The sequence below is a fragment of the Flammeovirga sp. EKP202 genome (genome assembly GCF_014534745.1).
GTDB lineage: Bacteria > Bacteroidota > Bacteroidia > Cytophagales > Flammeovirgaceae > Flammeovirga.
On the sequence record NZ_JACVVP010000022.1, the window covers coordinates 102,220 to 114,707 of the forward strand.

The window sequence follows — 12,488 nt, forward strand, 5'->3', positions numbered from 1 at the left end:
CCTCTAAATTATTCGATGTGACCTATCGTGTCACCTATTCAATAATTTATAATTACTTCTATGCTATAGAAGCAAACCACTCCACCATGAAAAAAATATTATTCTTACTAGGATTGGCACTAAGCCTTTTCACTAGTACTATACATGCTCAAGAAACTTCACAAGAAAATGAAGAAGTAGAGCCTGAAACTAAATTCAAACAACAACCTGGCCTTGCTAAAGCTGCTTCAAAGATTTTTTACTCCGAAAAACCATGGAGTATTTCTGGTTTTGGAGAAATCTCACATGTCAACAGAAATGATATTCCTTTAGGAATGGAAGATGACATTGAGTTGTCTTACAATAACCTTTACCGTTTTTCAACTTTCTTCGGGTACCGATTTACAGACAAGATCATCTGGAATTCAGAAGTGATGATTGAGTATTTACAGGACCCTGCAGGCAATAGTCATTTTGAATTGATCTTAGAGGCATTCCTAGATTTTTCTATCCATAAATCGTTCAACGTAAGAGCAGGTTTATACCCATTAAACATCGGTTATATCAATAATAATGACGAACCCGTAATGTTTGGATCGGTCAACAGATCTGATGTTGAAAGAATCATTGTTCCTTCCACTTGGATGGGCATGGGAGTTAGTGCTTACGGTGTGATTTCGCCAAGTTTTAATTACGCTACAGGAATCACTCAAGGTTTAGATGGTGCTCACTTCTTAAGTGGTAGCTTTATCCGTCAAGGTAGAGAGCCTAGATTTGATAGCGAGGCATTTTCTACTTATTCATACAATGGTCAAATCAACTATGTGGGTCTTAAAAACTGGACTTTAAGTGCCTCGATGTATGTTGGTCAAACAGGAAACAATCAAACCATTCAAACGTCTTCAGGAGACTTTAAAACAGCAGATGCTGTAGCTCAACTTTACACGGCTTACGCAAAATACACTCAGAAAAATTGGGAATTTATGGCGTTGGCTACCCACGGTTATATGTCAGGAACTGATGACCTTTTTGAATTAACAAAAATGGGTAACGGTGGAGTTGGTCAAGTGATGGCCAACCAAAATGTAGGCTATTTAGTAGAAGGTAGCTATGACCTTTTATCACTGTTTGGTAAACGATCATTTCTAAGAAAAAAGAATGTGATCATTGATCCACACCACGTAAAAATACCATTCTTTGTTCGATACGAATACATCAATTCTCACAAAGATTACAATAAAAACCTCTTAGCTGAAAACAATGTCAACATGGTCCATTTTAATTCAGACATTATCACAGTGGGTTTGAACTTCAAACCAAGAGAGGAGATTGCTTTCAAGATAGATTACCAATTCAGAAACAATCGAGCAACTGGACCATACGCCGCCAAAGAAGATAATTTACTCGAGCTAGGTATCGGGTTTATTTTCTAACCTTTAGCAACTTAACTAAAACTAAATCACCAATTTTTCCCTTTAAGGTATTTTACTTTAAAGGGATTTTTATTTTAAATCACTATTTGTATTGCTCAGATCTGTTATATTTAATAGAAATTAAAATACCTATTCATGAAACTATTTCTCTCTCTATTGATTACATTTTTGTTATTTACTGGAAGCAATACCACTTATTCTCAAAGTTTCGGTACTGGTGGTGGAGGCGGTGATACAAGAACAGACAAAAAAATTGATTTCATGCCAATACCCTATATCAATTACGATCGTTCTTTGGGTTTTTCAATTGGTGCCCTACCCATGGCCATGTATAATTTAAGTCAAAAAGATACTATCTCTCCCTCTTCCGTAACAGGTTTATTGGGAATGTGGACCACGAATGATTCTTGGTTCGGAATAGTATTTTCTAAATTTTATTTTAATGAAGATCGCTACAGAGTGACGTTTGCCGCTGGTTTAGGAAGTATCAATTTCCAGACTTTTGTTCCTTTTCCCTTTGGAGGTGATTTTGTCGATTACAATACAGGTGTCAACTTCATCAAAGTGGAAGTACAGAGAAGAGTAGTAAAGCACCTCTTTTTGGGCATCAATTACATGAATACGGATTTCAACACCTCTTTTGATGTTGTTAAAGACACCACCCTCGAATCTAATTTACAAACCTTAGGACTTGTGATTTCTTACGATCAAAGAGACAATGTGTACTACCCTTATAAAGGACATATTGGGAATGTTAATTTAGATATGAATCCAGAGTTTTTAGGAAATGAAACCCAAAACACAAAAGTCTCCATTGATTTTAATAAATTCTTTGCATTTCGAAGAGGAAAAGATGTGTTGGCTGCAAGAATGTTTATTGGCTTTGGAATCGGTGATTTAATCTTCAATCAACAATTTATTGTTGGAGAGAGTGATATACGAGGTTATACACAAGGGAAATATAGAGGTAATGCAATGTATAATATACAAGCGGAATATCGATGGAATTTTCATAAACGAATGGCAATTAATGCCTTTGGAGGTTTAGCCACTGTCTCGGGAGCAAATGATGAGAGTCAAAATGGAACAATTATACCTGGTATTGGTGTGGGGTATCGATACAATGTATTCCCCAAAAACCATATGAATGTTGGTTTAGATGCAGCCGTTGGGAATGATGACTGGGGCATTTACTTTAGAATTGGAGAGGCATTCTAACTTGTGGAGGGTAATTTTCTGCTTTTAGTGAAAAATCAACAAGTGAATAATGTTGTATGATTATATAAATCTTAAAAGAAGGATTTATATTCTAAACATTTACACCAGAACTTCGTAAATTATGGTTACGAAAATGAACCTTAAATTCAAACCCTTCATTTTCATCACTTTTGAGATAAAAATACTATGTGGGAAACATTTGATATTCAATCCGTATTGATAGGCCTTGGAATTGGTCTGGCTGTCGCTGCACTCGTTCAAGTGAAAGATTGGATAAAGCAATCAGGATTAAAAAGTGAAATTAAGAGATTGAAAAATCACCTGCACGATAAATTAGAAATTGATGCAGAAGCGATTTCAGGAAAGAAATCTGAAATCGAAAGATTGAAAAGAGAAAACGAAAATCTTAGAGTCACCAATAAAGCACTAATCAACAAACCCGGAAGACAAGAAATTCTAACTTATCATGCTTATCAAACAGCTATCGACAAGTTAAATAGCAACATGATGGGATTTGGACCTGCTTGGCAAGATGCCTTGAAAGAAGCGAATCATGAGATCAAAGAAATTGAAGAAGGACAAAGGTCTTTCGTCAAAAAAGTTTTTCCAAAAGGCTTGTTCGGTGGGAGTACCACCTATGAACTTGGTGAGGGAGAATAAGCAGAATAAATACAATTTAAATAACACCTTGATGAAAGAATTTACTTTTATCAAGGTTTTTTTATGCGTTCCCTATCCAATAGATTATTATTTGTATATTCAATGAACACTCAACCAAAACTCATAAAAGCAACTAACATGACCATCAGAGAAGATCATCAAAAGTATGATGCCATCATTATTGGAAGCGGAATTGGTGCACTGACCACTGCTTCACTCCTTTCTCAAATCAAAAAGAAAAAAATACTAATTCTAGAAAAGCACTGGGTTATTGGTGGGCAAACACATGTCTTCAAAAGAAAGAAATATCATTTTGATGTTGGAGTCCATTACATTGGAAATATGGACCAAAGGTGTATGCCTCGTCAGATTTTCAATTTCATTACTGAAAATAAATTGAAGTGGAACAAGATGCCTCATATTTTTGAGAAGTTTGTCTACCCTGACTTTACATTTGATGTTCCTTCTCATCCAGAAGAATATAAAGAAAAACTAATCGCCCAATTTCCTGAAGAAGAAGAAGCGATTGAAAAATATTTCATAGATGTAAAAATTGCATCAAAATGGATGGAAGGTAATTATGCTTCTTCTTTTCAAACACCAATTCTAAAAGCTTTAAGTAACCTTTACAAGCCCAAAAAAGGTAAGATCCTAGCACTGTCAATTACGAAAGATTATATGGATCTGAATTTCAACAATCCAAAACTAAAAGCTGTATTGTGCTCACAATGGGGAGACTTTGGTTTACCTCCTTCTAAAAGTGCTTTTGGAATGCATTCTCTTATTGTTACCCATTATTTTTATGGAGGGTATTACCCCGAAGGTGGTTCTAAAAACATCGCGAAGTACATTCAACCGACAATTGAAAAAAGTGGTGGCAAACTGATGGTGAACCAAGAGGTTGATGAAATAATCATAAAGAATAATAGAGCTGTAGGAGTGAAAGTAAAAGAAAAGCATGGGAAAACATTTACTGAAAAAGAATACTTCTCACCCGTCATTATTTCTTCCGTCGGTTTTCATGGAACTTTTAATCATTTGGTAAAAGAAAAGGTAAACTTCTTACCTCAGCTTCAAAAATTATCAGGTGGGATGAGTGCTATTTCACTTTACATTGGGTTAAAAGAAAATCCATCTAAGTTAGGTGTAAAAGGTGAAAACTATTGGATTTCTGGCTCTTATGATCATGATGCAACTTACAAAAGTAGAAATGAAATAATCAATGGTGAAATCGAAAGTTGTTACCTTTCTTTTCCTTCCTTAAAAGAACAAAACCCTCAGCAACATACTGCTGAAATTGTAACATTCGCTGATTTTGAAGCTTTCGAACAATGGAAAGATAAACCTTGGAAAAAAAGAGGGGAAGATTATGAAACATTAAAAAGTAAAATTGCGGAGGGATTAATCGCTTGTGTCGAAAAGCAACACCCTGGTTTTACGGCATTAATTGACTATTGTGAGCTCTCCACTCCTCTGACTATGGAAAACTTCACCTCTAAATTGGCTGGTCGAATGTATGGTTTAGCACATACTCCTCAACGTTTTTCTAGTGAATGGATCAAACCTCAAACACCTTTTAAAGGACTTTACATCACTGGGGGTGATATCTGTACCACTGGAGTGGTTGGAGCAATGATGGGAGGAGTAGCCACAGCTTCTGTTCTAGATGGTACATTTGGTTTTGGTAAACATCTTTATAAAATTAGAAAGTACAATAAAAAAGAAGTTGAAGCTTAATTATTTAAGGTCAAGTCATAGTACTTGGCTTTTCGCAAGCAAAATATTATTCTTTTAAAGAGCTAAAAAACAAAATAATTACATTAAGATGACAGAAATCACCAAAAACCAAATCCAAGTAAAAACTCATTAACAGTATATTTTTGTAAAGCACACCACCCTCGGATATTTTTGTATGTATCATGTTAAAATTAGACCTAAGCAACTTACAACAACAAATCATTATGAATATTTACAGATGGACCCTAGTTATTATTGCAAGTTTTATAGGAATCGGAAACATTTGGTTTTTAGATTTTAGTGATCTGAGCTTTATGAATAACATTTATGAGTATTGTGGAATGATTACAATGTTCATAATCACGTATTTACTAGCCACTCAATCACGAGTAAAAAAGAGTGATAAGAACTCTATCTAATAAGATAGATGATTTAAATTATTTAACTTTTCCTAAAAAACTGACATATCTTACCGAACTAAACTAAAACCTTCCTTACTTTGCAAATGAATTAAAAGTTAATTTTGCAATGGTATTTTTCAAGAGATGGTCACGTAAAAACTATGCAATTTTTAATTCTCTAAAAAGGGAAATTAAAATTTGCACGCTGAACGTGTGCCTACATTTGAATGCTCCAACTTTAATTCGTGAATTTGTAATCCAACAAAACTTCGCTTCTGAAGACCCTCCTGAAGAGGATGATTTCTTGCTGAGTGAATTGGAAATTTCACAATTAACGCTGTTGAGCAACCCACAGAGTATTTCTGAAAGTAGTCGATCTGCCAGTCTATACAAAAACTTGCTAGATTCTACTAAAACTACTTTTTCTCGAATACCCTCCCTCCAACACGTATTAAGTTTTAATCTAATAAATCGTTTTCTTTTTGACGAGTCCAATACTCGTAAGGGAATTCTATTATCAAATTTTTCATAACCAAGAAGTCGTTTAACCGTCGGTTAAGCTATAGGCTTCTATATCCAAAATTTTAAGGATAGGTTGGTGATGAGATAATAGAAAAAGAAGATTTATCTTAGAACTTAATAGAAGAATATAGTTTGACATGGCGTATGTACATGGAAAAAATAACCGGGTGTTTCGTGCACTATAGTTAAAACTATGGGCAGGTAATACAACAACCTAACCAAGACTAAAGTCTTGTAGGTTGATTACGGAGGCAACACTTTAGTGTTGTTGGAGTCAATATCAACAGCCCATGACTTCAGTCATGGTGCACGATATTTTGCCCCTTTTTTCTTTCCTAGTACTTAGACTTCACAAAATTAAGTATGACATGCAAGCAAGTATTAGACATGATTGGACTAGACAAGAGGTAGCTGAAATTTATCACTTACCTTTAATGGAATTAATGTACAGAGCTTCAACTATTCACCGTGAATATCAGCAAACTGGAGAGGTACAGGTATGTACTCTACTTTCTGTAAAAACAGGTGGTTGTAAAGAAGACTGTAGCTACTGTTCTCAATCTGCACGCTATAATACACATGTTGCTCCTCACAAATTAATGACCACTGAGTCGGTAGTCAACAAAGCGAAACAAGCTAAAGAAAATGGTTCTACTCGTTTTTGTATGGGTGCGGCTTGGAGAGAAGCGAGATCTAACAAAGACTTCGAAAGAGTATTGGACATGGTAGGTCAAATCAATGAGATGGGCCTTGAGGTTTGTGCTACTTTAGGCATGTTGGACGAAGAACAAGCGGAAGCATTAAAAGAAGCAGGGCTTTACGCATACAACCACAACTTAGACACAAGTAGAGAATATTACGAACAAGTAATTACGACAAGAACATTTGACGACCGTTTAGAGACGATCAAAAACGTTCAAAAAGCAAAGATTTCAGTATGTTCAGGTGGTATCATCGGGTTAGGTGAAACAGACGAAGACAGAATCGGAATGTTAACTACTTTAGCATGTCTTCCTACTCACCCTGAATCAGTTCCTGTAAACGCATTGGTTCCTGTAGAAGGTACGCCAATGGAAGGCAACAAAATGGTTTCTACTTGGGAAATGATTCGTATGATTGCTACTGCAAGAATCATCATGCCTCAAGCAATGGTACGTCTTTCTGCAGGTAGAACTGAAATGAGTACTGAAGCTCAATCACTTTGCTTTATGGCTGGCGCTAACTCCATCTTCGCCGGTGATCAATTGCTTACTACTCCAAACCCTGAGGAAGATGTAGACATGATCATGTTCAAAACTTTAGGATTAACACCAAGAGCATCTTTTAAAGAAGAAACAAAGAAAACAAAGCTAGAAAAAGACGCTGTAATATATTAAGAATGAAGAATGAACAATTAAGAATTATAGTTCACAGCTAGAGCAAGTGGTAAAGACGTATTAACTGGTTCAAGTCTTAAGTTGAAAGCGTGACTTGGACCCAAATAGGTAAAAAGTCTGTAGACTTTTAGTGTTTCTATAAGTCTACAGACTTATTCGAAATATAAGCACAAGTGACGCTATCGCTTAACACTTGCGCTAGTTACCTTAATCAGTTATTCACTGAATTATAATTTTTAATTGTTCATTCCATCCTCAAATCAAGATGGAGCTATCACAACAATTATCGGCATTTAAAGAAACCCATCAATACAGGTCTTTGAAAGAGATTGACCGTAAAGATGGAGGTCATGTGCAATTCCAAGGAAAAGACTTTATCAGTTTTACTTCCAATGATTATTTGGGAATTGCGTCTGACAAAGGACTTCAAGAAGCGTTTTTAAAAGAAAACCAAGCTGATTTTTTCAGCTTTGGAAGTGCATCCTCACGCCTTTTGGAAGGGCATTCTAGTATTTGTACCCAATTGGAAAATACGATTGCTTCTTCTTATGGAAAAGAAGCGTGTTTATGGATGAATAGTGGTTATCACGCCAATATTGGTTTGATGTCAAGTCTTCCTCAAAAAGGAGATTTGATATTATCAGATAAACTGAATCATGCAAGTATAGTTGACGGATTGAAGTTGGCTAAAGCACAATTTGAGCGATTCAGACATTTGGATTATGATCACTTAGAACGACTTCTAAAAAAGCATAGAGAAAACTTCAATAAGGTATTTATTGTCTCTGAAGCCCTTTTCAGCATGGATGGCGATTGTTGTGATGTAAAGAAATTGGTAGCGTTAAAGCAAAAGTATAGCTGTCATTTGATCATTGATGAAGCGCACAGTGTTGGTGCTTTTGGTGAAAATGGACTGGGTTTATGTGAAGCGGAAGGGAAAATAGAAGACATTGATGTAATTGTTGCCCCTTGTGGAAAAGCATTAGGTGCAGTGGGTGCATTTGTGGTTTTATCAGCTGAATGGAAGGAGTATTTAATCAATACTTGCCGTTCTTTTATCTACACTACTGCCCTGCCTCCAATAAATACAGCTTGGCTGTTATTTACTTGGAAGAAAATCCAAAAAGCAGGAACTCTTCGCTCACAATTAGAGAACAACACCAATTACTTTATTCAAAAAGCAAAGGAATCAGGAATAGACACTGTTTCTACCACCTACATTCAACCTATCATTATTGGAGACAATAAAGATTGTTTGGCTTTAACCGAGGCTCTTAATCAAGAGGAAATTATTGTGAGTGCTATCCGTTATCCAACAGTCCCAAAAGGGACCGCGAGATTGAGACTTTCTATCACTTCTAATCATACCAAAGAAGAGATAGATAAGGTATTGGACATGATTAATCACTACAAAAAATCAGAAACACATGCAGACACATTGGTTAAATAAAAAGGATTCTGATAGCGTCATTATCTTTTTTGCAGGTTGGGGACAAAGCAGGCATTATTTCGAGCAAAACTTAACTTCTGAGAAGGATGTTTTGATGGTCTGTCAATATACACACCTTGATTTCAACAGTATCATTGAAGCAATTTCAGATTATAAAGAGAAAACGGTAATTGGGTGGTCTTTTGGCGTTCTTGTAGCTTCAAAATTTATGGAGACTTACTCTGATTACAATCATTCTATCGCCATCAACGGTTCATTAAAACCAGTGGATGATACAGAAGGAATTCCAACCGCTATTTTTAATGGAACCCTTCAGCTTTTATCTCAAAAATCTTGGGAGAAGTTTGCGTTTAGGATGATTGGTGATCGTTTGGTGTATACCTCATTTATTGAAAATAACGATAGAGAAATCGATTCATTAAAAGATGAACTCGCTTTCTTGGGACAATGTGAATCCCCATCGAAAACCATCACTTTTGATCAAGTTTTAGTAAGTCAAAAAGATAGAATTTTCCCCTCTGACAATTTGATGAATTCATGGATTGCCAAGGGAATCGCACCGCAACTTATCGATACACATCACTTTCCATTCCATCATTATCACACATGGGAAAGCATTGGTCAACTCAATCAAACATTAAGCTTATGATTACTGTAGACAAACAAAAAGTGGCATCTCGTTTTGGTAAAAATGTAGGCACTTATGACAAAGAGGCTTTTATTCAAAAAGAAATTACCAACGAGCTTTACAAAGAAATAATTAATCGTGAAACACATTTTCATAAGGCCTTTGAGATTGGGTGTGGCTCTGGTTTTTTAACGAAACAAATAGAAAAGAATATCAGTGGTGATTATATCGTCAATGATCTTGATCCGCTTTGTACACATCAACTTTTGAGGGAGTTTCCAAGGTTGGATTTTAAAGTAGGTGATATCGAGAATATTCCCCTGCCTCAAAGTTTAGACTTAGTCATTTCTACCTCTGTATTACAATGGATGGAAGATATTGATGCACTTTTAAAAAGAATTTATAATGCATTAGAACCGAACGGATACTTTGCTTTTTCCACATTCGGACCTTCCAATTTTATAGAAATTAAAGCCTTACTTAACCAAGGGCTAGAGTATTTATCCATTGAGGAATGGAAATTATTACTTCAAAAAAATGGATTTGAGTTATTGAATACATGGGAGTGGAAAGAAGAATGTCTTTTTGATTCAGGAACAGCTGTATTGAAACACATGAAAAACACTGGGGTAAACGGTACAGCCAAAAATCAAAAAGTATGGAATGCTAGAATTTTACAACAGTTTAATACAGAGTACCAAGATCATTTTTCTAAAAATGACAAAGTAACACTTACTTATCACCCTTTGTTTTTCATCCTAAAAAAATAAAATCATGAACCTATTTATATCAGCCATCAGTACAGACAGCGGGAAATCAGTAATCTCAGCTATTTTTACTGAAGCATTACAAGCTTCTTACTGGAAACCTGTTCAAGCGGGATTCCCAACAGATACAGAAACGGTACACGCACTTCTTCCAACGAAGATTGATAAAATACCTGAAGCCTACCTTTTAAAGCATCCAATGTCTCCTCACGCTTCTGCTAGAAGAGAAAATATAAAAGTAGCATTGGACAACATCACATTACCTGAGCATTCAAAAGAACACATGATCATAGAAGGTGCAGGTGGTTTGATGGTACCTTTGAATGATGATGAAATGGTAATTGATATTGCAGAAAAGCACAATTTACCTATCGTTTTAGTTTCTAATACTTACTTAGGAAGTATCAACCACTCTTTATTGTCTATTCGTGAGATTCAAAGAAGGGAACTTGATTTAGTAGGTATTGTTTTCAATGGAGAGAAAAATGAAGATACGGAAAGTGTAATTTTAAAACACGCCCAAGTACCTTGTCTGCTTAGACTTCCTCAATTGGAAGACCTTGAAGCTGAAACCATCAGTAAGTACGCTTCTATCGTCAAAGAAAACTTAATTGACAACAACATCATAACCATTTCAGAACATGCATAAGAGTTTAGTAGAAAGAGATCAGAGTTGTATTTGGCATCCTTTTACAGCACAGACATTGGCTCCTCCTCCCCTTCCAGTAAAAAGAGCGAAAGGTACTAAAATCATTTTAGAAGATGGTACTGAGATCATAGATGCCGTTTCTTCATGGTGGGTCAACATTCATGGGCATGGTAATGAGGCCTTGGCGGAGACATTAAAACAACAAGCATTAGATCTGGATCATATCATCTTTGCGGGCTTCACACATGAACCTGCGGTGAAATTAGCGGAGCAATTAATTCCGCAATTGAGAGGTGATCTTTCTCGTGTTTTCTTTTCGGATAACGGAAGTACAGCCAATGAGATCGCCATCAAGATGATCATTCAGTATTTCTACAATAAGGGAATACACACAAGAAAGAAAGTCATTGCTTTTGAAGGGGCTTATCACGGTGATACTTTTGGAGCATTGTCTATGGCAGATCGCTCACCTTTTTCTAAGCCATTTGAAGATTATCTTTTTGATGTGGATTTCCTTCCTTTCCCTACAGAAGAGAATTGGGAAGAAGTGAGAACACGAATGGAAACGCTTTGTCAAACGGAAGAGTATTGTGCATTTATCTTTGAGCCTCTTGTACAAGGTGCCTCGGGTATGAGAATGTACAAAAGTGAGTGGTTAGATGAGTTGATGGGTATTGCTCATGATCATGGTACATTATGTATTGCTGACGAGGTAATGACCGGCTTTTACAGAACCGGCGAACTCTTCGCAACGCATCACCTTAAAAATAACACTCCAGATATCATCACAATGTCCAAAGCATTGACAGGAGGAATTATGCCATTGAGCCTTACAATCTGTACAAATGAGATTTATGATGCTTACCTAACGGATGATGTTTTGAAGACGTTCTTTCATGGTCACTCTTTCACCGGAAACCCATTGGCTTGTGCAGTCGCTTCAAAAAGCTTGGAGATGTTGCTGAGTGAGGAAAGACAAGCACAGATTAAAAATATTGTTGCCTCTCATAAAACATTCAAATCAAAGATCTCTTCCACACCTTTCTGTAAATCAGTAAGACAAACGGGAACGATCCTAGCCATTGAATACGATACTGAAAAAGAGACTTCTTATTTCAATTCGATCAAGGATGAATTATATAAATATTTCTTGTCGGAAAATGTACTATTACGTCCTTTAGGTAATGTAGTATACATCAATACGACATATACAATTACGCAAGTTGAATTAGAAAAAGTATATAACGTCATTGAAAATGTTTTTACAAATGGTATAAGTAAAATTCAAAGTAACGAAATGAGTTTAACTTAAATTGTACTGTACATCCTGTTAATGGTGTATTTTTATAAATATTTATAGATAAAAGCATTTAAATTATATTATTTCTTGCTTAAGTGAAATAAAAATTGTTATTTAGTACACGAAAACAGCAATAAGAAATAGTTTTTGGGTTATTAAAGGAATTAAAAAGATCACCATTTTGTGGTGATCTTTTTTTATTTAATTGAATTATTTTATAATCTGTGGTTTTCTGGGTCACTAACAAAAAGTGGGCATAGGTTACCCGAATACCTTTGAAATTCTGAATAAGAAAAACTTTAAATCTGTTACACCTCTGAATTCCCTTCTAAAGTCTTTTATCCTCGAATTAAATGATTCAGCATAAG

General features: G+C 35.6%; 10 protein-coding genes. All 10 read left to right on the plus strand.

Translation table 11 applies throughout. The features are described 5' to 3' along the window. Positions 1-86 precede the first annotated feature (86 nt). The gene (locus IC221_RS15055; protein WP_188169753.1) at positions 87-1,412 is read left to right on the plus strand and encodes a porin; all 1,326 of its coding nucleotides are present in this window, start codon (positions 87-89) and stop codon (positions 1,410-1,412) included. Between the two features lie 135 nt (positions 1,413-1,547). Beyond that, positions 1,548-2,630, plus strand: a complete 1,083-nt coding sequence (locus tag IC221_RS15060) for a BamA/TamA family outer membrane protein (protein ID WP_188169754.1) — start codon at positions 1,548-1,550, stop codon at positions 2,628-2,630. Between the two features lie 186 nt (positions 2,631-2,816). After that, the gene (locus IC221_RS15065) at positions 2,817-3,290 is read left to right on the plus strand and encodes a hypothetical protein (RefSeq protein ID WP_188169755.1); all 474 of its coding nucleotides are present in this window, start codon (positions 2,817-2,819) and stop codon (positions 3,288-3,290) included. A 138-nt stretch (positions 3,291-3,428) separates the two neighbouring features. Beyond that, positions 3,429-5,027 (plus strand): NAD(P)/FAD-dependent oxidoreductase, encoded by a 1,599-nt coding sequence (locus IC221_RS15070; RefSeq protein WP_188169756.1) that lies wholly within the window; start codon positions 3,429-3,431, stop codon positions 5,025-5,027. Positions 5,028-6,318: 1,291 nt separating this feature from the next. Then, a complete protein-coding gene (gene bioB / locus IC221_RS15075; protein ID WP_188169757.1) occupies positions 6,319-7,326 on the plus strand; it encodes a biotin synthase BioB in 1,008 nt (335 codons plus the stop codon). 265 nt (positions 7,327-7,591) lie between these two features. After that, the gene (locus IC221_RS15080; protein ID WP_188169758.1) at positions 7,592-8,776 is read left to right on the plus strand and encodes a pyridoxal phosphate-dependent aminotransferase family protein; all 1,185 of its coding nucleotides are present in this window, start codon (positions 7,592-7,594) and stop codon (positions 8,774-8,776) included. Continuing rightward, complete coding sequence (locus IC221_RS15085) at positions 8,754-9,425, plus strand: pimeloyl-ACP methyl esterase BioG family protein (RefSeq protein ID WP_188169759.1); 672 nt, start codon at positions 8,754-8,756, stop codon at positions 9,423-9,425. Before IC221_RS15080 ends, IC221_RS15085 begins: the two co-directional genes overlap by 23 nt. Next, positions 9,422-10,174, plus strand: a complete 753-nt coding sequence (gene bioC / locus IC221_RS15090; protein WP_188169760.1) for a malonyl-ACP O-methyltransferase BioC — start codon at positions 9,422-9,424, stop codon at positions 10,172-10,174. The genes IC221_RS15085 and bioC overlap by 4 nt, the downstream gene beginning before the upstream one ends. Positions 10,175-10,178: 4 nt before the next feature. Further along, positions 10,179-10,820 carry a dethiobiotin synthase gene (bioD, locus tag IC221_RS15095; RefSeq protein WP_188169761.1) on the plus strand — a complete coding sequence of 214 codons (642 nt, stop codon included), beginning with the start codon at positions 10,179-10,181 and terminating at the stop codon, positions 10,818-10,820. Beyond that, a complete protein-coding gene (gene bioA / locus IC221_RS15100; RefSeq protein WP_188169762.1) occupies positions 10,813-12,132 on the plus strand; it encodes an adenosylmethionine--8-amino-7-oxononanoate transaminase in 1,320 nt (439 codons plus the stop codon). The genes bioD and bioA overlap by 8 nt, the downstream gene beginning before the upstream one ends. The last annotated feature ends 356 nt before the right edge of the window (positions 12,133-12,488 follow it).